This is a genomic window from Streptomyces sp. 2-1 (assembly GCF_048564895.1).
In the GTDB taxonomy this organism is placed as follows: domain Bacteria; phylum Actinomycetota; class Actinomycetes; order Streptomycetales; family Streptomycetaceae; genus Streptomyces; species Streptomyces phaeochromogenes.
In genome coordinates, this window is record NZ_CP183383.1 from 6,261,032 (window position 1) to 6,283,462 (window position 22,431).

A 22,431-nucleotide genomic window follows, 5' to 3' on the forward strand; every position below is an offset into this window, starting at 1 on the left:
CGCGCCCCTAAAAGACTGCGCAGTTCCCCGCGCCCCTCAAGGGGGCGCTCATGCTCACCGGACCATCACGGGAGGGCCACCTTTGCTGGGCACAATGGTCCATATGACTTCTCGTGTACTCACCATCGGCTTCGATCTCGACATGACCCTCATCGACTCCCGGCCCGGTATTCACGCCTGCTACCAGGCACTTTCCGTGCGGACCGGGACGTACATCGATGCCGATCTGACCATCACGAGGCTCGGGCCGCCGCTCGCGGAGGAGCTGGTGAACTGGTTCCCGGCCGAGGAGGTCGAGGCCGTGGCGGACCTCTACCGGGAGATGTACCCCACACACGCCATCGCCCCGACGCCCGCGATGGCCGGCGCCCGTGAGGCCATAGCGGCGGTACGGGAAGCAGGCGGCCGGGCCATCGTCGTCACCGCCAAGTACGAGCCGAATGCAAAGCTGCATCTCAGCCACCTCGGCATCGAGCCCGACGCCGTCATCGGCGGCCTGTGGGCCGAGGGCAAGGCGGAGGCCCTGCGCGAGTACGACGCGGGCGTCTACGTCGGCGACCACACCGGCGACGTACGAGGCGCCCGTGCCGCGAACGCCCTGTCCGTGGCGGTCGCCACGGGCCCGTGCGACGCGGACGAACTACGGGAGGCGGGCGCGGACGTGGTGCTCACGGACCTGACGGAGTTCCCGAGTTGGCTGGCCGGGCACACGAAGGCGCCCCTCTAGGGGCGCGGAACGGCCCTTCAGGAACCTTCGCGCGCCCGCCGCCGCCCACTGGCGATCGACTGGAACACCCCCGCCCCCGCGATGAGGAATCCAACCCCCATCAACATGCTCAGCCCGAACATGTACGTAGGAAAGGGCGTCGTACCCAGCAGCAGTGGGGCAACGGTGACCAGTGTGGCCACCGCACCGACGAAGAACACGATGGCCCCGGCACGGATCAGTCCGTCTCCGGCCGCGGCGGAATTCGTTTGGGTTTTGTCACGCACCCGACCAGGGTAGTTCCCTGCGCGGAGGAACAATCCGGCGACGTCTTGTCAGCAGCCGCCGGACCATTAGCCTTGGTACCGGCGGGTCCGACGACCCGCTGTAGTGCTATACGGACCCGTTTCCCGAGCAGTTTTCAGCCGCACTTTTCAGACGCAGTTTCCCGACGAGTACGAGGACGAGGACAGACGTGCCTACCGGCAAGGTCAAGTGGTTCAACAGCGAGAAGGGCTTCGGCTTTCTCTCCCGCGACGACGGCGGCGACGTCTTCGTTCATTCCTCGGTCCTGCCCGCCGGAGTCGATGTTCTCAAGCCGGGTCAGCGTGTGGAGTTCGGCGTGGTCGCCGGACAGCGCGGTGACCAGGCGCTTTCGGTGACGATCCTGGACCCCACCCCGTCCGTCGCGGCCGCCCAGCGCCGTAAGCCGGACGAACTGGCGTCCATCGTGCAGGACTTGACGACGCTTCTCGAAAACATCACGCCGATGCTGGAAAGGGGCCGCTACCCCGACAAGGCCTCCGGCGCGAAGATCGCGGGCCTGCTCCGCGCGGTGGCGGACCAACTGGACGTCTAGGGACCGGCTTCGCAGGCGCCCGCATCCCGTTGGGGGAGGCGGGCGCCGCCTTTTGGGGCGCCCTGCGCGTTCAGGGAAACGAAAGCGCGTCCGGCGCAAGAGCCGGTACCAGCCCCTCCGCCGCCGCCCGCGTCAACAGCCCCCGAACCGCCGCGTACCCGTCCTCGCCGAGGTCGGCCGTGAACTCGTTCACGTACAGCCCGATGTGCTGGTTCGCGACGGAGACGTCCATCTCCTGGGCGTGTTCCATGACGTACGCCCGAGACGCCTCGGGATCGTCCCAGGCGGCCCGCACCGACGTACGGGCGGACTCGGCGAGCAGCCGCAACGTGTCCTCGCCCAGCGACCGCTTGGCGATGATCGCGCCGAGCGGGATCGGCAGACCCGTCGTCGACTCCCAGTGCTCGCCCATGTCCGCGAGCTTGTGCAGCCCGTAGTTCTGGTACGTGAAGCGCGCCTCGTGGATCACGAGCCCCGCGTCGACCTTGCCGTCCCGCACCGCCGGCATGATCTCGTGGAACGGCATCACGACGATCTCGCCGACCCCGCCGGGCACGATGTCCGCGGTCCACAGGCGGAACAGCAGGTACGCGGTCGACCTCTCGCTCGGCACGGCGACCGTGCGGCCGGTGAGGTCCACGCCGGGCTCCCGGGTCAGCACCAGCGGCCCGCAGCCCCGCCCCAGCGCGCCCCCGCAGGGCAGCAGGGCCCACTCGTCCAGGACGTACGGCAGGACGGCGTACGACACCTTCAGGACGTCGAACTCGCCGCGTTCCGCCATGCCGTTGGTGATGTCGATGTCCGCGAAGGTCACGTCCAGCGCGGGCGCGCCCGGGACGCGGCCGTGGGCCCACGCGTCGAAGACGAAGGTGTCGTTCGGACAGGGCGAGTAAGCGATCTTCAGCGGCTCACCGACGCCGACACTGGCGTCGGTGTCGGCACCGGTCTCGTTCTCATTCTCATTGAGTGCGGTCATGTGGGTTCCAACTCTCCAATGCGGGCGCGAGCTTCCCGAAGGCCCCGGTGAGTGCCGCGAGGGCGTCCCCGATCCGCCAGGCGGCACGGTCGCGGGGCCCGACGGGGTTGGACACGGCACGGAGTTCCAGCACGGGCACGCCGTGCGCGGTGGCCGCCTCCGCGACCCCGAACCCCTCCATCGCCTCGGCGAGCGCCCGTGGATGGCGCCGGCGCAGTTCGGCGGCGCGTGCGGCGCTGCCGGTCACGGTGTTGACGGTGAGAACAGCACCGGTACGCGCTCCGGTGACGGCCGCGACCGCTCGTACGAGTGATTCCGGCGGATGGTGGGTGACGGCGCCGAAGCCCAGTTCGGTGACCGGGACGAATCCGTCCGCGGTCTCGGCGCCGAGATCCGCCGCGGTGATCTCGTCGGCGAGGACGAGCGACCCGACGGGCGCCCCGGGCTGGAAGCCGCCCCCGATACCGGCGGAGACGACCAGGTCGTACGGCCCGGAGGTCTGTGTGTCGGCCGGTTCGTCGGTGTGTTCGTCCAGGGCGGCTGCCGTGAGCGCGGCCGCGGTCGCCGCGGCGGCTGCCGCCGGGCCCACGCCCGCGGCGAGCAGATCGAGGACGAGGGGGCCGCCCTGCGGGGGCGCCACCCGGCTCAGGGTCGCCCCCGGAATCGCGTACTCCCGGGCGCCCGAGGGCGCGAACGCCGCGGCCACCGCGTCCCGTTCGACGAGGACCGCGGTGGCTACGAGGACACGCATGCGCGGCTGATCAGGCGGCTCAAGCGTCGGCGTTCTCGAGCTTGAAGTTCCAGACGCCCGCGAACTTCGAGTCGGCCTTGTTCTGCTGGACGATGCTGATGTTCAGCGTCTTCGGAGCGGGCTGGCCCTGCTGGCTCGCGAAGAGGTCGACGCCCTCGAAGGAGTAGTACGTCTTCTTGAACGGGTCGGTGACGCGCTGACCGTTGATCCACAGGGCCCAGCCCTCGTCCGCGATCTCCGGGTCGACACCGATCCGCAGCGTCTCGCCCTGCGGGACGCTGATCGTGTCGGAGGCCTTCTTGAGGGCGCACTTGCTGGCTTCCGCGCGGCCGATGTTGTCGCCGTCCTTGTAGCACTCGGCCTCGGTGCTGACCGAGTCGTTGCCGATCGTGACGGTGGCCATCGGCGTCGGCTTGTCACAGGCGGACAGGACGAGAAGTCCGGCGGAAACGGCGCCTGCGGCGGCGACGGCGCGGCGGCGGCGCGCGAGGGGACGCTGGGAGCTCATGGCCGAAGGCTATCGGGCGGGTCCGGCGCCCCACCTACGCGGGTGGGGTACGCGGCGCGCCGTCCTCGTCCTCAAGCGCCGGACGGGCTCTGGGGTGGCGGGTCCGTGACGAGAGGTGCGGGCACGTCATGGCTGGTCGCGCAGTTCCCCGCGCCCCTAAAAGATTGCGCAGTTCCCCGCGCCCCTAAAAGCCAAAAGACTGCGCAGTTCCCCGCGCCCCTGAAAACCAAAAGACTGCGCGGTTCCCCGCGCCCCTTCAGGGCCGGGCCCCTCACGCCACCCGCGCGTGCTGTCGACCCCCGCGGCGGGCCGCGCTCAGCAGGCCCCGGACCGTGGTGAGCCAGCCGACGGCGACGATTCCGGCGGCCACGGACATGCCGAGCGTTCCGTAGAGCGGCAGCGCGATGCCGATCGCGCCACCGACCACCCACGCCATCTGCAGGATCGTCTCCGAGCGGGCGAACGCGGACGTCCGGACCAGTTCCGGCACGTCCCGCTGGATCAGCGCGTCCAGCGACAGCTTGGACAGCGCCTGCGCGAACCCGGCGAACGCGGCCAGTATCGCGACGAGGATCACCCCGAAGAACACCGCGGCCGTGATCGCGACTCCGAGCACCACCGCGATCACCGTCACGATGATCAGCTCTGGGGACCGGGTTCTCAGCGCCGCCCCGACCGCCGTGCCGAGCGCGTTGCCCGCGCCCGCCGAGACACCCACTATCCCCAGCGAGACCGCGGCACTCGCACCGGCCAGCGGATGCTCGCGCAGCAGGAACGCGAGGAAGAAGATCAGGAACCCGGAGAGACAGCGCAGCGCCGCGTTCGCGGCGAGCGCGTGCGTGACCGCCGTGCCGACCGTACGCAGCCCCGGGCGCTTCGGCGGTTTCAGGTGCGGCCCGTGCAGGTGCTGCTCGTCCGCGGCGAGCAGGGCCTTGTCCTCGCCCTTGGCAGAGTCGACCTTGTGCGGGAGCTGGAACGACAGGAACGTACCCGCCACGAAGATCACGAAGGCGCCGTAGAGCGGATAGCGCGGCCCGAGCGCCTGCAGCCCGGCCCCGATCGGGGCGGCCACACCGGTGGCGAGGAGGCCGCCCAGCGTGACCCGTGAGTTCGCCTTCACCAGGGAGAAGGCGGGCGGCAGCAGCCGGGGCACCACCGCGCTTCTGACCACGCCGTACGCCTTCGACGCCACCAGGACGCCGAGGGCCGCCGGGTAGAGCTCGATGCTGCCCGTGACGACCGCGCTCGACAGCAGCAGGGCCATGAACGCGCGGGCGATGAACGCGCCGGCCATCGCGGCGCGGCGGCCGTGCGGGAGGCGGTCCAGGAGCGGCCCGATGACCGGGGCGAGGAGTGCGAACGGGGCCATCGTGATCGCGAGGTAGAGCGCCACGCGCCCGCGGGCCTCGTCCGTCGGCACCGAGAAGAAGACCGTGGAGGCGAGTGCGACGGTGATCATCATGTCGCCGGCGCCGTTCACCCCGTGCAGTTCGATCAGCTTGCCGAGGCCCGACTCGCCCGCGCCGTGCGCGTGTGTCGCCTTTCTGATGCCCCTCGCCGTCCCCGTGAACGGCAGGTGCAGGGCACGCCCGACGGAACGGACGGCCCCGCGCACCGGGCCCGATCCGCTCGTTCCTCCGGCCCCGGCCCCACCGATCCCGGTGGCACCATGGGGCGACCTTGCGGCTGCCACTCCGCAATAGTGCCCCGAGAACGGCCCATGTAGCGCGGTTACCGCGCGTATAGGGGCTGAGTGGGCGCTGTGAGTTCGCCGCTGAGCGGCAGGTTCCGGGGGATCGCGGGGCTGCTCCGGAAGGGCGGACCGGCGAGATTTCGCCACCGATTCGCCACCGAACGGCGAAGAACCGCCTGGCGAGTGCCTGGAGCCGGCCGTCGCGGGACCGGGCAAAGCGCCCATCGCGGAACCGGCAAAGGCCACGCCGAGGCGCCGCGAAGAGACCGCGGTGTAGGCCAAGCGCCGACGAGACGGTAGCGTGCGTAGCGCGCCCGCGGCGGTTGTTCTCGGCCGCGCGCCTCTCGGCCATCCCGCAGAATGGATGACGTAGGTGCGCCCGAGTGCGATCGGGCGCGGACGTCGACGCGGCCCTCCGGTCCGCTCCGTCCGCACCCCCGTCGAGGGACGGCGCACTCGTGAGACGGCGTAGGAGAGAAGCGATACCTGTGAGCGCGACAACGCGAAGCCGAACCCCCGACCGTCTGTGCGCCGAGGCCGTCGACCTCGCCCGGGCCGCCGCCGAGGAGGCCGCCGTGCCAGGCGTCGTCGGCGAGCACGCGGGGATGGTCAGCGAAGGGGATCGCGTCGTCACGCACTTCTTCGAGTGCAAGGACCTGGGCTATCGCGGGTGGCGCTGGGCCGTGACCGTGGCGCGGGCCTCGCGGGCGAAGCTCGTCACCCTCGACGAGACGGTTCTGCTGCCGGGACCGGACGCGCTGCAGGCCCCCGAGTGGGTGCCGTGGAGCGAGCGGCTCCGGCCCGGGGACATGGGTCCGGGGGACCTCCTGCCCACGGACGCGGAGGATCTGCGCCTGGAGGCGGGGTTCTCCGGCGAGGACGAGCCCGCGCCGAACTCGCCGATCTCCGAGGAGATGGCCGAGCTCGTGGAGGCGGAGGACGCCGACGTCACGGCCGGGACGCCGGCCGCGCTGCCGGCCGTGCCGACCCGCGGGTCGATCGCCTCCGTCGCCGAGGAGCTCGGGATGCGGCGGGCGCGGGTGCTGTCGCGGTACGGGCTGCATGTCGCCGCCGACCGCTGGGAGGAGTCGTACGGGCCCAAGACGGCGATGGCCCAGGCCGCCCCCGCCACGTGCGTCAGCTGTGGGTTCCTGAATCCCATCGGGGGCTCGCTCGGGCAGGCGTTCGGGCTGTGCGCCAATGAGTTCTCGCCTGCGGACGGGCGTGTGGTGTCTCTGTCGTACGGGTGTGGCGGCCACTCGGAAGCCGCGGTCATGCCCAAACCGCCCCGACCGGCGCCGCCGGTGATCGACGAGACCCGGGTGGACCCCTTCCCCCTGCGCCCCTCACCGGACTCGGGCTCCGTCTCCATCGGCCCGGACGAGCCCACATCAGAGTTCGGCCACTCCTAGGCTGCCGCCGGCTCGCTGTGGGGTGCGGGGTGCCTGTGGTCGGCCGTGGGTGGGCGTGGGGTGTCGAGTGCGGGTGAGTTTCAGTTGAGTGCGCAGTTCCCCGCGCCCCTGGGTGAGTGGGGGTGGGCGTGGGTTCCATGGGTGCGGGTGAGTTTCGGCTGAGTGCGCGGTTCCTCGCGCCCCTGAAGGCGAAAAGCCAGGGGCGCAGCCCCGCTTTTCAGGGGCGCGGGGAACTGCGCGAACGCCCGCACAGGCCCACGGTGAACCCACGACATCCGCCACTCCACCCACCCAGGGGCGCGGGGAACTGCGCGAACGCCCCCACCGGCCGACGCTGAACCCACGACATCCGCCACCCACCCCACCCAGGGGCGCGAGGAACCGCGCAGCCACCCCCAGGCCCCCCGCACCAAGCACCCACCCCCCCGCCGAGCCCCCTGCAAGGGACCCGCACGGTACCTTCGTGCCGCGACCGAGCCACCGCGTGCGGCCGTACAACGTAAGGGAGAGTGACCGTGAGCAAGTTCGTGCGGCCGGCCGCCGAGGGCGCGGACCCGTTCGGGACGGCGCGGCTCCGTCGCGGGGTGCTGGACGCCTGGGCGACGAGCCCGGCGCGGTTCCGCGAGGACGCCAACGCCGAGGAGGACCTGGTCCTCGGCGGATACCGGGACCGGCTGGTGGTCGAGCTCGCGCAGAACGCCGCCGACGCCGCCGCCCGTGCCGGAGTGCCCGGCCGGCTCAGGCTCACCCTCCGCGACGGCGTCCTCGTCGCCGCCAACACCGGCGCCCCGCTGGACGCGACGGGCGTCGAGTCGCTCTCCACGCTGCGCGCCTCCGCCAAGCGGGACGACACCGACAGCGCGGTCGGCCGCTTCGGCGTCGGCTTCGCGGCCGTGCTCGCCGTGACCGACGAACCCGCCCTCGTGGGGCGGCACGGAGGCGTCCGCTGGTCTCTCGTCGAGGCCCGCGAACTCGCCACCGACATCGCCCGCCACAGCCCCGGTCTCGGCGACGAACTGCGGCGCCGAGACGGTCATGTGCCGCTGCTCCGGCTGCCGTTCGCGGCCGAGGGCACCGCCCCGGACTCGTACGACAGCGTCGTGATCCTGCCGCTGCGGGACGCGGCGGCCGAGGATCTCGCCGGGCGGCTCCTCGAAGGTGTCGACGACGCGCTGCTGCTGGCCCTGCCGGGGTTGGAGGAAGTCGTCGTCGAGGGCGGGGACGGGAGCGTACGGACCATCCGGCGCCGCACCGACGCGGAGAGCGGCGATGTGGTCGTCGAGGACTCCCGCGACGGTACGACCCGCTGGCGTACCGTCTCCGCGCACGGCTCCCTGGAGCCCGCGCTGCTCGCCGACCGGCCCGTCGAGGAGCGGCTGCGCCCCCACTGGTCGGTCACCTGGGCCGTCCCGGTCGACGCCGACGGCACCCCGGCCAAGCCCCGCACCAGCCCCGTCGTACACGCGCCCACGCCCAGCGACGAGCCCCTCGGCGTGCCCGCGCTGCTCATCGCCTCGCTCCCGCTCGACACCACCCGCCGGCACGCCGCCCCCGGCCCGCTGACCGACTTCCTGATGCAGCGCGCGGCGGACGCGTACGCCGGACTGCTGGCCGACTGGCGGCCGGTGACCACCGGGATCATCGGTCTCGTGCCGGGCTCGCTCGGCAAGGGTGAGCTCGACGGGACGCTGCGTCAGGCGATCCTCGACCGGCTGCCGCGTACCGCCTTCCTGCCGCCCGCGGTCGAGCCGACCGGCGACGACGAGGACGACTCCGACCTGCCGGAGGCCCTGCGGCCCCGCGACGCAGAGGTCGTGGAGGGGGCGGGCGCCGAGACCGTGCAGGTCCTCGCCGAGGTGCTGCCCAGCCTGCTGCCCGCCGGGCTCGAACGGCGGGCGGAGCTGCGGACGTTGGGCGTCGCGCGTGTGCCGCTGACCGAGGCGATCGACCGGCTCGCCGGACTGGAGAAGGACCCGCGGTGGTGGCGGCGGCTCTACGACAGCCTCGCCGGCGTCGACCCGGACCGGCTGACCGGCCTCCCGGTGCCGCTCGCGGACGGGCGTACGACGATCGGGCCCCGGCAGGTCCTGCTGCCCGCCGCGGACGGTGAGCGGGCCGCCCCCGAGGCCCTCGTGCGCCTCGCCCGCCTCGGCCTCAAGGTCGCCCACCCGGACGCCGCCCATCCGCTCCTGGAGAAGCTGGGCGCCCTGCCCGCCACCCCGCGCGCCGTCCTCACCACCCCGCAGGTCCGCGCGGCCGTCGCCGCCTCCCTCGACGACGACGGCGGCGCCTGGGACGAGGACGCCCCGGACGCCGAGGAGCTGGCCGACACCGTCCTCGCGCTCGTCCGCGACGCGCGCCTCGAACCCGGCGACGAACCCTGGCTCGGCGCCCTCGCCCTCCCCGACGAGGAGGGCGAACTCGCCCCGGCCGGTGAACTCGTCCTGCCCGGCAGCCCGTTCGCCCAGGTGATGCGCGAGGACGAACTCGCCTCCGTGGACTCCGAGTTGGCCGAGCGCTGGGGCGAACAGCCGCTCGCCGCCTGCGGGGTGCTGGCCAACTTCACCCTCGTACGCGCCACGGACGTGGTTCTCGACCCCGACGAACTGGAGCCGCGGGAAGGGGAGTTCGCCGAGCCCGACGACGCGGGGCTCCTCGACGCCGTGGACGTGTGGTGCGAGGACGTGCTGGACCGGCTGCCCGACTCGCCGGTGCCGCCCGTCGCCACGGAGCTCGTCGCCGTACGGGACCTCGACCTGGTGGACGAGGACCGCTGGCCCGAGGCCCTCGCCCTGCTCTCCCGCCCGCCGCTGCGGGACGCCCTCACCCAGCCGGTCCGCATCCTGCTGCCCGACGGGACGCACGAGATCGTCCGCCCGTACACCGCCTGGTGGCTGCGCGGGAACCCGGTTCTCGACGGCCGCCGCCCGGCCGGCCTGCGCGCCGAGGGCGGCGACCCGCTCCTGCACGGCCTGTACGACGCCGCCGACGCCACCGGCTTCAACGACGAGCAGGTCCTGCGAGCCCTCGGCGTCCGCACCTCCGTCGCCGCCCTCCTCGCCGAACCGGGCGGGGCCGCCGAACTCCTCGACCGCCTCGCCGACCCCGACCGCGAGGTCACCTCGGCCCAACTGCACGCCCTCTACAGCGCGTTGGCCGACCTCGACCCCGAACAGGTCACCCTGCCCGACGAGTTGCGGGCCGTGGTGGACGGCCGGGTGACCGTCGTGGACGCGGCCGACGCCGTGGTCGTCGACTCACCCGACCTGCTGCCCTTCACCACCGGCACCCCGCTGCTCCCCGTCAGCCCGTCCCGCGCCGGCGACCTCGCCGAGCTGTTCCAGGTCCGGCGGCTGAGCGAGTCGGTGACCGGCGAGGTCACCAGCGAGGGCGTCGAACACGACGTCCCGGAGTCCGTACGGGTTCTGCTGGGCCCCTCGACCCCCACGACGTACGTCGAGCACGAGGAGCTCTTCGTCGACGACACCGAAATCGACTGGCGCCGCACCCGCGACGGCGTGCTGCACGCCGCCACCGTGGAGGGCGTCGCCGCGGGCCTCGCCTGGGCGGCCGGGCAGTGGCCCCGCCGCTTCGAGGTCGGCGCCCTGCTGGAGGACCCGTCCAGGACGGAGGAACTGGCACGGGACCGCTGGTTCGACTGAGGGGCCGTCGTGCCGGATGTGCGGCAGAGGGCTCCGGGGCCGCTGGTTCGACTGAGGCGCCCGGGGCCACTGATGTGATCTGGGCAACATAGTCACCAGAAGTTCACAACTCGTACAACCATTCGTTCCCCTCGTGGATCTGATCACCGCGAGCCCTCGGGCTCCGCAGTCTCAATGACCGGACCTCGCGTGACATGGCTTCGCCGCGAGGTCCCTCTCCACGTGGGGAACGCATGCGTATTCGTGCCACCCTGGGCGTCGTCACCGGTGCCCTGGCCCTGTCCGTCCTCGCCGTACCGGCCGCCCAGGCCGACGACTCGGCGGGCGACACCAAGATCTCGAACGTCGTGGTCAACGGCGGCAAGGACGTCGTCGGCGGCGCGACCGGGAAGAAGACCTTCACGGTCTCCTTCACCGCCACGGACGACTCGGGCATCGACTGGGCCCAGGCGATCCTGTACCACGGCGCGGACATCGAGTCGTCCGACAGCGGTGCCGTCGCCAACAGCAGCGACCTGCGGGCCACCTGCACCGAGGTCAACGCCACGACCTCGACCTGCAAGTCGAGCTTCACCCTCGAGTCCGGCGCCAACCTGATCAACTCGGTGGCCGGCGGCTGGAAGGTCTGGGCGCTCGCCGCGGGCGTCGACGCCGACTTCGTCCAGAAGGACAACGCCAAGGGCTTCAAGGTCAAGCGCGCCTCCAAGCTGACCGTCAACGCCTCGCCCGAGCCCGTGAAGAAGGGCAAGACCATCACGGTCAAGGGCAACCTGACCCGTGCCAACTGGGACACGGGCCGGTACGCGGGCTACACCTCCCAGTCGGTGAAGCTCCAGTTCAAGAAGAAGGGCACGACGACCTACAAGGACGTCAAGTCGGTCAGGTCCGGCTCGGCCGGCGCCCTGAAGACCACGGTCACGGCCTCGGTCGACGGCTACTACCGCTACAACTTCGCGGGTACGACGACGACTCCGGCGGTCGCGGCCGCGGGTGACTTCATCGACGTGCAGTAGACCCTCGGGTGTGTGGGGGTGAGTGGTGATGATGACCTTGGTCACGTGTACGCAAAAGATTCACCTCGCGTACAACCATTCACCCCCGTCACGCATCTGATCACTCGGGTCAACAGACTCTTGATCACTTCGGCCCCGACGTGAGGACGAATGCCGTCCGGGGCCCTTTCTCCATCAGGGGAACGCATGCGCATACGTGCCACCGTGGCCGCCGTCACCGGCGCCCTGGCTCTCTCCGCCTTCGCCGTTCCGGCCGCGCAGGCCGACGACTCCGCCATCTCGCGCGCGGACGTCGCGAAGGTGCTCGACTCCGCCCACGCCGCCTCCGGCAAGAGCGGCGCCCGTATCGCCGCCGCCGAGGCCGACGCGCCGTACGCCCTCGACGCGAGCTTCTCGAACGTGAAGGTCAACGGCGGCAAGGCGATCGTCGCCGGCACCAGCAAGCAGGTCACCGTCCCGACGACGTTCACGCTGACGCACGCCGCCGACGTGGACATCGCCGCGGCCGACTTCGTCGTCGACCTGGAGATCTACCGCGGTTCCTACGAGTCGCCGGACAACTACCTGTTCGGCGACCTGTACCCGACCTGCACGCCGGTCTCCACCACCGTCGCGTCCTGCAAGGGCACGATCGACGTCCGTCCGGGCGAGGAGGAGCTGCTCAACTCCGACGCCGGTACGTGGAACGCCAACGCCTACGCCATCGCCTTCAACGGCCAGGACCCGTCCGCCGAGGACTTCGACATCACCAAGGTCGGTTACGCCGAGGTCGCCAAGGCCGGCACGACCAAGGTCCAGCGGTTCTCCAAGCTGACCGTCAACGCGTCGCCCGAGCCCGTGAAGAAGGGCAAGACCATCACGGTCAAGGGCAACCTGACGCGGGCCAACTGGGAGACCAACAAGTACGCGGGTTACACCGTCCAGTCGGTGAAGCTCCAGTTCAAGAAGAAGGGCACGTCCACGTACGTGGACGTCAAGACGGTCAAGTCCGGTTCGGCCGGTGCCCTGAAGACCACCGTCAAGGCTGCTGCCGACGGGTACTTCCGCTACAACTTCGCGGGCACGACGACCACCCCGGCCGTCAAGGCCGCGGGCGACTTCATCGACGTGCAGTAGCCGTCCCGCCTCGCCGACCACCGGCCCCATGCCCTGACGGGTGTGGGGCCGGTGGCGTTGGGGCGGGGGTGTGTTGTGGGTGCGGCTCGGTCGGTGTTGAGTGCGCAGTTCCCCGCGCCCCTGAGGTGAGTGGGGTGGGCGTGGGTTGTCGGGTGCGGGTGAGTTTCGGCTGAGTGCGCGGTTCCTCGCGCCCCTAAAGGCGAAAAGCCAGGGGCGCAGCCCCGCTTTTCAGGGGCGCGGGGAACTGCGCGAGTAACACCGACCGAGCCGCACCCGACAACCCACGCCCGCCCTCACCCCCCAGGGGCGCGGGGAACTGCGCGACCAGCACACCCACCCCCTACGCGGGAAAGCGGAGGTCCACCCACCTCCACACGAGCTCCAATGCGGCCGAAGCCACCACCGCGATGCCGACGGCGGCCCACGGCATGGTGGTCCCGACCAGTTTGAGTGCGAAGAACTCCTGGAGCCACGGCACGACGAGCACGATGAGGAACCCGAGCCCCATCGCGGCAACGAGCCCCACCCGCCACCAGGTGTACGGCCGCGCGATGATCGCAAGGACCCACATCGCGATCAGGAACAAGGTCAAGGTCGCCGCACTGGTCTCGGCGTCCAACGCCCCTTCCCCCGTGTAGTGGTGACGAGCGAGCAGATACGTGGCGAACGTGGCGACCGCCGCGACGACCCCGCCCGGAATCGAGTACCGCATCACCCGCCGCACGAAGTGGGGCCGAGCCCGTTCCTTGTTGGGTGCCAGGGCGAGGAAGAACGCCGGAACACCGATGGTCAGCGTCGACAGCAGGGTCAGGTGCCGCGGCAGGAAGGGGTACTCGACCTGCGAGCACACCACCATCACCGCGAGCAGTACCGAGTACACCGTCTTCACGAGGAACAGCGTCGCGACCCGCGTGATGTTCCCGATGACCCGTCGCCCCTCGGCGACGACGGACGGCAGGGTCGCGAAGCTGTTGTTCAGCAGCACGATCTGGGCGACGGCCCGGGTGGCCTCGGACCCGGACCCCATCGCGACCCCGATGTCGGCGTCCTTGAGGGCGAGCACGTCGTTGACGCCGTCGCCGGTCATCGCGACGGTGTGGCCGTGCGACTGGAGGGCGCCCACCATGTCCCGCTTCTGCTGCGGCGTGACGCGCCCGAACACCGTCCCCTCGTCCAGCGCCTCGGCCATCGCCTCCTTCTCGGTGGGCAGCCGTCGCGCGTCCACCGTGGCGCCGGACAGCCCGAGCTTGGCGGCGACCGCGCCGACCGACACCGCGTTGTCGCCGGAGATGACCTTGGCCCGTACGTCCTGCTCCTCGAAGTACCGCAGCGTGTCCGCCGCGTCGGGCCGCAGCCGCTGCTCCAGGACGACGAGCGCGGTCGGCCGGGCGCCCTCCTGGACCAGCGGATCGTCGAGGTCCTTGTCGGCCCGGGCCAGCAGCAGCACCCGCAGCCCCTGCTCGTTGAGCTGCTCGGTCTCGGCGAGCGCCGGGTCCTCGGACGGCAGCAGCACGTCCGGGGCGCCCAGCAGCCACGTACTCGTCCCGCCGTCGCCTTCGTTGAAGGACGCCCCGCTGTACTTGCGCGCGGAGGAGAAGGGCAGCGACTCGACGCAGCGCCAGTCCTTGTCGTCCGGGTAGGCGTCGATGATCGCCTGGAGCGAGGCGTTCGGCCGTGGGTCCGACTCCCCGAGGGCGCCCAGCACTTTACGTACGTACGACTCGTCGCTGCCGCCCAGCGGCCGCAGTTCGGTGACGTCCATGCCGCCCTCGGTCAGCGTGCCCGTCTTGTCGAGGCAGACCGTGTCGACGCGGGCGAGGCCCTCGATGGCTGGAAGCTCCTGGACGAGGCACTGTTTCCGGCCAAGCCGGATGACGCCGATCGCGAAGGCGACGGAGGTGAGGAGGACCAGCCCCTCCGGGACCATGGGCACGATGCCGCCGACGGCGCGGGCGATGGAGGCCTTGAAGTCGTCGTTCTTGACGACGAGTTGGGTGATGGCCAGGCCGATCGCGGCCGGGATCATCATCCACGTCACGTACTTGAGGATCGTGGAGATACCGGTCCGCAGCTCGGAGTGGACGAGCGTGAAGCGGCTCGCCTCCTCGGCGAGCTGCACCGCGTACGCCTCGCGCCCCACCTTCGTCGCGGTGAACGCGCCGCCGCCCGCCACCACGAAGCTGCCCGACATCACCTGGTCGCCGGGCTGTTTGACGACCGGGTCCGCCTCACCGGTGAGCAGCGACTCGTCGATCTCCAGACCGTCGGCCTCGACGCACTCGCCGTCCACGACGATCTTGTCGCCCGGCCCGATCTCGATGAGATCCCCGAGCACGATCTCGGAGGTGCCGACCTCGGCGGCGACCCCGTCCCTGCGGACGGTCGGCCGCGCCTCGCCGATCACCGCCAGCGAGTCCAGGGTCTTCTTCGCACGCAGCTCCTGGATGATGCCGATCCCGGTGTTCGCGAGGATCACATAGCCGAACAGGCTGTCCTGGAACGGCGCGACGAACATCATGATCAGCCAGAGGACGCCGATGATCGCGTTGAACCGGGTGAAGACGTTCGCCCGGACGATGTCGGCCGTGGAGCGACTGCTGCGCACGGGTACGTCGTTGACCTCGCCCCGCGCCACCCGCTCGGCGACCTCGGCCGCGGTGAGGCCCACCGCCCTCGGCGCGGGGGCGGGTATGGGGTGGGGATGCACAGGGTCGAGTTCGGCGCCCGCGTCGATGTGCGTCATGCATCCGACGGTACGGGGGGATATACGGCTTCACCCGCCGAGTGCGGCAAAGATCCGACCAGGGGAGGACCCGGGATGGTGCTGTGGTTGTACGGACCTTCGCGGAAGTTGCTACTCCGTGACCGGTTGCTCAGGCTGTGCCGCTTCGTCCCGCTTGAGTGCCGCTTCGCGGCCCCGTACGTACCAGATGCCGATCAGGCCGAGGCCCGCGCCGGCCAGGCAGGTCCAGAGCCACCACAGGTGTCCGTGGTCGTCGAACCAGTTGTAGAAGGGGAGCTGTGCCAGGAAGAGGACGAACCAGAGGATCGTGCCACCCGTGATGGTGGCGACCACGGGACCCTCCAGGGGCTCCGGCGCCTCGTGTTTCGGGGATCCCGAAAAAAACCCAGCCATGGGGGACAGCTTACGAGGTGATCAGGACCATGCGCGGTCGGTCATGTCTACGCGCGGAGATAGCGCTCTCCGTGACGTATGTTCATACTGAAACTGTTTGCTTCTGGCCACTTCCGTTCGTATGAAACGCCAAATAACGAAACGCCACATGGACATCGGGGATGTCCGCCGGCGATGAGGTCCCCGCATGCCCACCTCGGCCCCCGCCAAGGCCTCCGCGCCCAAGCAGCCGGACCCACGGTCCGGCTCCGGCGCGCTCGACCGCTACTTCCGGATCTCGGAGCGCGACAGCACGCTGTCGCGCGAGATCCGTGGCGGTTTCGCCACCTTCTTCGCGATGGCCTACATCATCGTGCTGAACCCGATCATCCTGGGCAGCGCGAAGGACATGTACGGACACCAGCTGGACAACGGCCAGCTGGTCACCGCGACCGCGCTGACGGCGGCGTTCACCACGCTCCTGATGGGCGTCATCGGCAACGTACCGATCGCGCTCGCCGCCGGTCTCGGCGTGAACACCGTCGTCGCGCTCCAGCTCGCGCCCCGGATGTCCTGGCCGGACGCCATGGGCATGGTGGTGCTCGCGGGATTCGTGGTGATGCTGCTCGTCGCCACCGGTCTGCGTGAGCGCGTGATGAGCGCCGTGCCGCTCGGCCTGCGCAAGGGCATCGCGATCGGTATCGGCCTGTTCATCATGCTGATCGGACTCGTCGACTCGGGCTTCGTCTCGCGCATCCCGGACGCCGCCCAGACGACCGTGCCGCTGCAGCTCGGCGGGACCGGTCACCTCGACGGCTGGCCCGTCCTGGTCTTCGTGCTCGGCACGCTCCTCACGCTCGCGCTCATCGTGCGCAAGGTGCCGGGCGCGATCCTGATCTCGATCGTCGCCATGACCGTCGTCGCGCTCGTCATCGACGCCGTCGCCACGGTGCCCTCCTGGGGTCTGACCACCCCGAAGTGGCCCGGCAACCCGGTCGCCAGCCCCGACTTCGGGCTCGTCGGGCAGGTCAGCCTCTTCGGCGGCTTCGGCAAGGTCGGCGTACTGACCGGTGTGCTGTTCGTCTTCACCGTGCTGCTGTCGTGCTTCTTCGACGCGATGGGCACGATCATGGGCGTCGGCGACGAGGCGAAGCTGACCGACAAGGACGGCAACATGCCGGGCATCAACAAGGTGCTCTTCGTCGACGGCATCGCGGTCGCCGCGGGCGGCGCCACCTCGTCCTCCGCGACCACCTGCTTCGTGGAGTCCACGGCGGGCGTCGGTGAGGGCGCGCGCACCGGTTTCGCGAACGTCGTCACCGGCGCGCTCTTCGGTGTCGCGCTGTTCCTGACCCCCGTCGCCTCGATGGTCCCGTCCCAGGCCGCCACGCCCGCGCTGCTCGCGGTCGGCTTCCTGATCCTGGCCGGCTCGATCCGGCAGATCGACTGGAGCGACCTCACCATCGCGATCCCGGCGTTCGTGACGATGCTGATGATGCCGTTCACGTACTCGATCACGAACGGCATCGGCATGGGCTTCATCACGTTCGTCGTGCTGCGGCTGGCGGCAGGGCGCGGGCGGGACGTACCGGTCGCGATGTACGTGGTGTCTGCGGTGTTCGTCTTCTACTACCTGATGCCGGCGCTGGGCCTGACCTGAGCCCGGATGTACCGGGGGCTCACGTGACCCCGCGGAGCGTTCGGGCTCCCGGGCTCACGTGACCCCGTAGAACTTTTCCGTCTCCTCGACCGCGGTCTGGAACCGCTCGTCGAAGTCGTCGCGTACGAGCGTCCGGACGACGTAGTCCTGGACGCTCATTCCCCGTTTGGCCGCATGGTGCCGGAGCCGATCGAGCAGCTCCCCGTCTATCCGCAGGCTGAGCACACTGGTCCCCATGCGGTCGAGGGTTGCCGTATCCGGCCGCCCCTCGGGTCACTTTCCGGAGCGGTCTCACTCGTATGAGTGATGAAATGCGTCAGTGGCCCGTTTCACGGGCATCAGGCGTGCACTCGGGTGGTCTTTAGCGAGAGTAATGAGTTATTCTAAGGAACATGCCTGACCTGACCCATGGCGACGACGTTGCCGCCGTGAACTCCCTGCGATCCGCCGTGATGCGCCTGTCACGTCGACTCAAGCACCAGCGGGTCGACGAGTCGCTGAGCCCGACCGAGATGTCGGTGCTCGGCACCCTCGCCCGCTGCGGCACGGCCACCCCGGGCGAGCTCGCCCGCAAGGAGCATGTGCAGCCGCCCTCGATGACCCGCATCGTGGCGCTCCTGGAGGCCAAGGGCCTGGTCAAGCTGGAGCCGCACCCCGAGGACCGGCGCCAGAAGGTCGTCACGCAGACCGAGCGGGCCGAGGCCATGCTCGACGAGAGCCGCCGCAAGCGGAACGCGTGGCTGGCCGGACTGGTCGACGGCCTCGATGAGGACGACTGGGCGAAGCTCCGCGAGGCCGCCCCCGTCCTGGAGAAGCTCGCACATCTGTAACCGCGCGCACCGGCACGCCGCGCGCACCGAACCCACCCCCGTCCAAGGAGGCGAACGCCGTTGAGTACGGGACCCGGAGCAGACTCCGCCCCCGCACCTGCCGCCCACAACTCCCCATCCGCTCCCAAGCCCCGCTCCTCGATGTTCAGCTCGCTGAAGATCAGGAACTACCGGCTGTTCTTCACCGGCCAGGTCGTCTCCAACACCGGCACCTGGATGCAGCGCATCGCCCAGGACTGGCTGGTCCTCAGCCTCACCGGCTCCTCCGCCGCCGTCGGATTCACCACGGCCCTGCAGTTCCTGCCGATGCTGCTCTTCGGCCTCTACGGCGGTGTCCTCGTGGACCGCCTCCCCAAGCGCCCGACGCTGCTGGCCACCCAGAGCGCCATGGGCCTCACCGGCCTCGCGCTCGCCTTCCTGACCCTCTCCGGCCACGTCCAGGTCTGGCACGTCTACGTCGCCGCCTTCGCCGTCGGCCTCGCCACGGTGATCGACAACCCGGCCAGGCAGTCCTTCGTCTCCGAGATGGTCGGCCCCGACCAGCTGCAGAACGCGGTCAGCCTCAACTCCGCCAACTTCCAGTCCGCCCGTCTCGTCGGCCCCGCCGTCGCGGGCCTGCTCATCACGAGCGTCGGCACGGGCTGGGCGTTCCTGCTCAACGGCCTGTCGTTCATCGCGCCCCTCGCCGGTCTGCTCCTGATGCGCTCCCGCGAGCTGAACCAGGTCGAGCGCACCCCGCGCGGCAAGGGCCAGCTCCGCGAGGGCCTGCGCTATGTCGCCGGCCGCCCCGACCTGATGTGGCCGATCATCCTCGTCGGCTTCATCGGCACCTTCGGCTTCAACTTCCCGGTCTGGCTCTCGGCCTACGCGGACGACGTCTTCCACGCCGGAGCCGGCGCGTACAGCCTCTTCAACACGCTGATGGCCGTCGGGTCGCTAGCGGGCGCGCTCCTGGCCGCCCGGCGTGGCACGGCCCGGGCACGCGTGCTGGTCGCGGCCGCCGTCGCCTTCGGTGTCCTGGAGATCGTGGCCGCCCTGGCCCCGTCCTACTGGCTGTTCGCCCTCCTCATGGTCCCGATCGGGATCGCCGGCCTGACCGTCAACGTCACGGCGAACACCGCGGTCCAGATGGGCACCGACCCGGCCATGCGCGGCCGGGTCATGGCCCTGTTCATGATGGTCTTCATGGGCGGTACGCCACTGGGGGCGCCCGTGGTCGGCTGGATCACGGACGCCTACGGCCCCCGGATCGGCTTCGCCATCGGCGGAGTGGTCTCGGCCCTCGCCGCGGTCACCGTCGGCCTGGCGCTGGCCCGCGTGGGCGGACTGCGCCTGTCGGTGGGCTGGCACCGCGGCCATCCGCAGGTCCGCTTCGTCCCGAGGGAACGGGCACTGGCGACCGCCGCCTAGACCGACGGGGCCCGGCCCTGTCGGTGGTGGTCCGTGGTGGTCAGTGGCCGCCGGTCGGCCTAGGCGATGGCCCGTATCCGCTCCAGGGCGAGGCGGAAGGCCGTCGGCTCGACCTTCAGCGGCCCGCTGAACGGGTAGTTGAACTCATAGACGATGAGGAGCATGACGCCCACGGTGAGGACGAGGGCGAACGCCACGCCTCCGTGGGCGCGCAGGCTCTCCATCCCGAAGAGGAAGACGAAGCCGATGTTGACCGCGGCGCCGATGAGCAGCACCGCCCACAGCAGGTCCGGCACTCCCGCCGTCGCGGCCTCGTTCACCCGCTCCCGGCGCGCGTCGCCGAGCTGGGCGACCGCTTCGAGCGCGACGTCGTAGCGCGCCTGGTCGGCGAGAGTGTCCGGCTCGGCGGTGTTCACCGTCTCGCGGATCTCGGTGAACAACGTCCAGGCCGGGGCGGCGTCGCGCTGCTCACCCATCAGCGGCCACTCGTCGTCGATCACCGTCCGCGTGTACCGCTCGGTGAGCCCGCCGAGGCGGTCGCCGTCCGGCGCCGGGAGCGTACGGCCGTACCAGGCGATCTGCAGCAGCGCGTTCGTCTCCGTGTACGTGTTCTCGTGGGCCTGCGACCTGGTGTCCCAGACCCCCACCACGACCATCGCGAGCACCACGGCGTAGATCACGCCGATCTCCGCGTACACGAACCCGAGGACGTCGTTGTGCGCCTTCCGCCGCGCGATCGGCACGACGCGGGCGACCACGAAGACGAGGGCCGTCGCCGCGGCCGAACACACCATGATCAGCAAGAGCCCGAGCACCGGCATGTGGACGTCCCCCCCCGTAGACGTGTGCACATCCATGGTGTGGGGCCGTGTGCCGGGTGATCCATTCCCTGGAAGGGTGACGCCATGAGACTCTTCGCCGCCGTGCTGCCCCCGGAGAACGTGACCGCCGAACTCGCCTCGGTGGTCGAGGAGTTGAGGAACCTTCCCGGGGCCGGCCACGGGCTGCGCTGGACGGGCCGGCCCGGCTGGCACTTCACGCTCGCGTTCTACGGAGAGGTCGACGACGAGCTCGTACCGGATCTGTCGGCCCGCCTGGAACGCGTGGCGCGGCGGACGGACCCCTTCTCCCTGTCCCTGCGGGGCGGCGGCCGTTTCGGGGGCCGCGCGTTGTGGGCGGGCGCCGCGGGGGACGTACGGACGTTGCGGCTGCTCGCCGAGCGGGCGGGGGCGGCGGGGCGCAAGGCCGGGGTGGAGCGGGAGGAGCACCGGCGGTACCGGCCGCATCTCACGCTGGCGCGGAGCCGGGAGGAGACGGACTTCACGCCGTATGTGGCTGTGCTGGACGGGTTCGAAGGGCGGGGGTGGACGGTCGGTGAGCTGTGTCTGATGCGGAGTTGGCTGCCTGCCTCGGGGGTGCCGGGGGAGCAGCCGCGGTACGAGGTGTACGGGCGGTGGGCCCTCGGCGGACCCCTCGCCGGGGGTGGCTGAGGGAGGGGCGGTTAGGCTCGGGGGCGTGGACCCGAAGACGCGTAACCGGATCATGGCCGGGGTGCTTGTGATGATGTTCGTTGTGGTGGCGATGGCGGCGGCCGTCGGTAGGTGACCGGCCGCCACCGTTGTTGTGCTGCGGAGGGTTGTGCGGCTGCGGGCCCGTTGTGGCTGTTGCGCAGTTCCCCGCGCCCCTATGGGGGCGCTTCCCTGCCCGGTGCTACCAGGCGAAGGCCTCCGGAGACGGGCCCGGGCCCGGGAAGATTTCGTCCAAGCCGGTCAGCAGGTCGTCGGTCAGGTTCAGTTCGAGGGCGCGCAGGGCTGAGTCCAGTTGCTCGGCGGTGCGGGGGCCGACGATCGGGCCGGTGACGCCGGGGCGGGTGAGGAGCCAGGCCAGGGCGGCCTCGCCGGGCTCGACGCCGTGCTTGTCGAGCAGGTCCTCGTACGACTGGACCTGCGCGCGGATGGCGGTGTCGGCGAGGGCTGCGGCGGCCCGGCCGCTCGCCCGACGCCCGCCCTCGACCTCCTTCTTGATGACCCCGCCGAGCAGACCGCCGTGCAGCGGGGACCACGGGATGACGCCGAGCCCGTACTCCTGCGCGGCCGGAATGACCTCCATCTCGGCGCGGCGCTCGGCGAGGTTGTAGAGGCACTGCTCGCTGACGAGGCCGATGGTGCCGCCGCGCCTGGCGGCGATCTCGTTGGCCTGGGCGATCTTGTAGCCGGGGAAGTTGGAGGACCCGACGTACAGGATCTTGCCCTGCTGTACGAGTACGTCGATGGCCTGCCAGATCTCCTCGAAGGGAGTGCGGCGGTCGACGTGATGGAACTGGTAGATGTCGATGTAGTCGGTCTGGAGCCGCTTGAGGCTGGCGTCGACGGCCCGCCGGATATTGACCGCGGAGAGCTTGTCGTGGTTGGGCCAGGCGTCGCCGTCGGCGGCCATGTTCCCGTACACCTTGGTGGCGAGCACGACCTTGTCGCGCCGCTCGCCGCCCTTGGCGAACCAGTTGCCGATGATCTCTTCGGTACGGCCCTTGTTCTCGCCCCAGCCGTACACGTTGGCGGTGTCGAAGTAGTTGATCCCCGCGTCCAGCGCCGCGTCCATGATCGCGTGGCTGTCGGCCTCGTCGGTCTGCGGACCGAAGTTCATGGTCCCGAGCACGAGTCGGCTGACCTTGAGTCCTGTGCGTCCCAGCTGCGTGTACTTCATGGCTCATAGCCAACGTC

20 protein-coding genes are annotated in these 22,431 nt (G+C 70.7%); 10 read left to right on the forward strand and 10 right to left on the reverse strand.

Annotated elements, in window-relative coordinates; all coding sequences use genetic code 11:
* Positions 1-94: 94 nt before the first annotated feature.
* Positions 95-727, forward strand: coding sequence for an HAD family hydrolase (locus ACN20J_RS27810; protein WP_189836857.1), 633 nt, complete (start codon positions 95-97; stop codon positions 725-727).
* A gap of 17 nt (positions 728-744) precedes the next feature.
* Here the strand turns inward: ACN20J_RS27810 and ACN20J_RS27815 are convergent, their stop codons facing one another.
* Positions 745-993 carry a hypothetical protein gene (locus ACN20J_RS27815; protein WP_189836858.1) on the reverse strand — a complete coding sequence of 83 codons (249 nt, stop codon included), beginning with the start codon at positions 991-993 and terminating at the stop codon, positions 745-747.
* Positions 994-1,181: 188 nt separating this feature from the next.
* On the opposite strand from ACN20J_RS27815, the gene ACN20J_RS27820 reads away from it, so the two are divergent.
* A complete protein-coding gene (locus tag ACN20J_RS27820) occupies positions 1,182-1,565 on the forward strand; it encodes a cold-shock protein (RefSeq protein WP_055610283.1) in 384 nt (127 codons plus the stop codon).
* 70 nt (positions 1,566-1,635) lie between these two features.
* Here ACN20J_RS27820 and ACN20J_RS27825 read toward each other — a convergent pair whose 3' ends face one another.
* The 4 genes from ACN20J_RS27825 to ACN20J_RS27840 form a co-directional block, all read right to left on the reverse strand.
* Positions 1,636-2,463, reverse strand: coding sequence for a 1,4-dihydroxy-6-naphthoate synthase (locus ACN20J_RS27825; protein WP_361893228.1), 828 nt, complete (start codon positions 2,461-2,463; stop codon positions 1,636-1,638).
* 61 nt (positions 2,464-2,524) lie between these two features.
* Positions 2,525-3,292: a futalosine hydrolase gene (locus tag ACN20J_RS27830; RefSeq protein WP_419667042.1), complete on the reverse strand. Its 768-nt coding sequence runs from the start codon at positions 3,290-3,292 to the stop codon at positions 2,525-2,527.
* A gap of 19 nt (positions 3,293-3,311) precedes the next feature.
* Positions 3,312-3,800: a hypothetical protein gene (locus tag ACN20J_RS27835; RefSeq protein ID WP_189836861.1), complete on the reverse strand. Its 489-nt coding sequence runs from the start codon at positions 3,798-3,800 to the stop codon at positions 3,312-3,314.
* A gap of 271 nt (positions 3,801-4,071) precedes the next feature.
* A complete protein-coding gene (locus tag ACN20J_RS27840) occupies positions 4,072-5,493 on the reverse strand; it encodes an MFS transporter (RefSeq protein ID WP_189836862.1) in 1,422 nt (473 codons plus the stop codon).
* 488 nt (positions 5,494-5,981) lie between these two features.
* Between ACN20J_RS27840 and ACN20J_RS27845 the strand changes: the two genes are divergently transcribed.
* The 4 genes from ACN20J_RS27845 to ACN20J_RS27860 all read left to right on the forward strand — a co-directional run bounded on the left by ACN20J_RS27845 (position 5,982) and on the right by ACN20J_RS27860 (position 12,696).
* Positions 5,982-6,905: a DUF3027 domain-containing protein gene (locus tag ACN20J_RS27845; protein ID WP_361918330.1), complete on the forward strand. Its 924-nt coding sequence runs from the start codon at positions 5,982-5,984 to the stop codon at positions 6,903-6,905.
* Between the two features lie 515 nt (positions 6,906-7,420).
* Positions 7,421-10,567, forward strand: a complete 3,147-nt coding sequence (locus tag ACN20J_RS27850) for a sacsin N-terminal ATP-binding-like domain-containing protein (protein WP_419667043.1) — start codon at positions 7,421-7,423, stop codon at positions 10,565-10,567.
* Positions 10,568-10,800: 233 nt separating this feature from the next.
* Positions 10,801-11,580, forward strand: coding sequence for a calcium-binding protein (locus tag ACN20J_RS27855; RefSeq protein ID WP_189836865.1), 780 nt, complete (start codon positions 10,801-10,803; stop codon positions 11,578-11,580).
* A 186-nt stretch (positions 11,581-11,766) separates the two neighbouring features.
* A complete protein-coding gene (locus ACN20J_RS27860; protein ID WP_189836866.1) occupies positions 11,767-12,696 on the forward strand; it encodes a hypothetical protein in 930 nt (309 codons plus the stop codon).
* Between the two features lie 340 nt (positions 12,697-13,036).
* Here ACN20J_RS27860 and ACN20J_RS27865 read toward each other — a convergent pair whose 3' ends face one another.
* Both ACN20J_RS27865 and ACN20J_RS27870 read right to left on the reverse strand, forming a co-directional pair.
* The gene (locus ACN20J_RS27865) at positions 13,037-15,439 is read right to left on the reverse strand and encodes an HAD-IC family P-type ATPase (RefSeq protein ID WP_419667044.1); all 2,403 of its coding nucleotides are present in this window, start codon (positions 15,437-15,439) and stop codon (positions 13,037-13,039) included.
* 111 nt (positions 15,440-15,550) lie between these two features.
* Positions 15,551-15,832, reverse strand: coding sequence for a DUF2530 domain-containing protein (locus tag ACN20J_RS27870; protein ID WP_189836868.1), 282 nt, complete (start codon positions 15,830-15,832; stop codon positions 15,551-15,553).
* A 187-nt stretch (positions 15,833-16,019) separates the two neighbouring features.
* Here ACN20J_RS27870 and ACN20J_RS27875 point away from each other — a divergent pair, with 187 nt between their 5' ends.
* Complete coding sequence (locus tag ACN20J_RS27875) at positions 16,020-17,471, forward strand: NCS2 family permease (RefSeq protein WP_419667045.1); 1,452 nt, start codon at positions 16,020-16,022, stop codon at positions 17,469-17,471.
* A 54-nt stretch (positions 17,472-17,525) separates the two neighbouring features.
* Here ACN20J_RS27875 and ACN20J_RS27880 read toward each other — a convergent pair whose 3' ends face one another.
* Complete coding sequence (locus ACN20J_RS27880; protein ID WP_055616674.1) at positions 17,526-17,708, reverse strand: hypothetical protein; 183 nt, start codon at positions 17,706-17,708, stop codon at positions 17,526-17,528.
* 155 nt (positions 17,709-17,863) lie between these two features.
* Here ACN20J_RS27880 and ACN20J_RS27885 point away from each other — a divergent pair, with 155 nt between their 5' ends.
* Together ACN20J_RS27885 and ACN20J_RS27890 are read left to right on the forward strand one after the other, a co-directional pair.
* Positions 17,864-18,301: a MarR family winged helix-turn-helix transcriptional regulator gene (locus tag ACN20J_RS27885; RefSeq protein WP_055616675.1), complete on the forward strand. Its 438-nt coding sequence runs from the start codon at positions 17,864-17,866 to the stop codon at positions 18,299-18,301.
* Positions 18,302-18,361: 60 nt separating this feature from the next.
* Positions 18,362-19,711 (forward strand): MFS transporter, encoded by a 1,350-nt coding sequence (locus tag ACN20J_RS27890; protein WP_307888522.1) that lies wholly within the window; start codon positions 18,362-18,364, stop codon positions 19,709-19,711.
* Positions 19,712-19,770: 59 nt separating this feature from the next.
* Here the strand turns inward: ACN20J_RS27890 and ACN20J_RS27895 are convergent, their stop codons facing one another.
* A complete protein-coding gene (locus ACN20J_RS27895; protein WP_419667046.1) occupies positions 19,771-20,532 on the reverse strand; it encodes a DUF4239 domain-containing protein in 762 nt (253 codons plus the stop codon).
* Positions 20,533-20,616: 84 nt separating this feature from the next.
* Here ACN20J_RS27895 and thpR point away from each other — a divergent pair, with 84 nt between their 5' ends.
* Positions 20,617-21,201 (forward strand): RNA 2',3'-cyclic phosphodiesterase, encoded by a 585-nt coding sequence (thpR, locus tag ACN20J_RS27900; protein WP_419667047.1) that lies wholly within the window; start codon positions 20,617-20,619, stop codon positions 21,199-21,201.
* Positions 21,202-21,421: 220 nt separating this feature from the next.
* Here the strand turns inward: thpR and ACN20J_RS27905 are convergent, their stop codons facing one another.
* Entirely contained in the window at positions 21,422-22,414 is a 993-nt protein-coding gene (locus tag ACN20J_RS27905) for an aldo/keto reductase (protein ID WP_361918351.1), read from the reverse strand.
* Between the last annotated feature and the right edge of the window lie 17 nt (positions 22,415-22,431).

Coding starts and splice junctions, on each gene's coding strand:
- ACN20J_RS27810 (WP_189836857.1), top strand. CDS start 95: ATGGTCCATATGACTTCTCGTGTACTCACCATCGGCTTCGATCTCGAC.
- ACN20J_RS27830 (WP_419667042.1), bottom strand. CDS start 3,292: ATGCGTGTCCTCGTAGCCACCGCGGTCCTCGTCGAACGGGACGCGGTG.
- ACN20J_RS27835 (WP_189836861.1), bottom strand. CDS start 3,800: ATGAGCTCCCAGCGTCCCCTCGCGCGCCGCCGCCGCGCCGTCGCCGCC.
- ACN20J_RS27855 (WP_189836865.1), top strand. CDS start 10,801: ATGCGTATTCGTGCCACCCTGGGCGTCGTCACCGGTGCCCTGGCCCTG.
- ACN20J_RS27860 (WP_189836866.1), top strand. CDS start 11,767: ATGCGCATACGTGCCACCGTGGCCGCCGTCACCGGCGCCCTGGCTCTC.
- ACN20J_RS27865 (WP_419667044.1), bottom strand. CDS start 15,439: ATGACGCACATCGACGCGGGCGCCGAACTCGACCCTGTGCATCCCCAC.
- ACN20J_RS27870 (WP_189836868.1), bottom strand. CDS start 15,832: ATGGCTGGGTTTTTTTCGGGATCCCCGAAACACGAGGCGCCGGAGCCC.
- ACN20J_RS27875 (WP_419667045.1), top strand. CDS start 16,020: ATGCCCACCTCGGCCCCCGCCAAGGCCTCCGCGCCCAAGCAGCCGGAC.
- ACN20J_RS27880 (WP_055616674.1), bottom strand. CDS start 17,708: ATGGGGACCAGTGTGCTCAGCCTGCGGATAGACGGGGAGCTGCTCGAT.
- ACN20J_RS27885 (WP_055616675.1), top strand. CDS start 17,864: ATGCCTGACCTGACCCATGGCGACGACGTTGCCGCCGTGAACTCCCTG.
- ACN20J_RS27895 (WP_419667046.1), bottom strand. CDS start 20,532: ATGCCGGTGCTCGGGCTCTTGCTGATCATGGTGTGTTCGGCCGCGGCG.
- thpR (WP_419667047.1), top strand. CDS start 20,617: ATGAGACTCTTCGCCGCCGTGCTGCCCCCGGAGAACGTGACCGCCGAA.
- ACN20J_RS27905 (WP_361918351.1), bottom strand. CDS start 22,414: ATGAAGTACACGCAGCTGGGACGCACAGGACTCAAGGTCAGCCGACTC.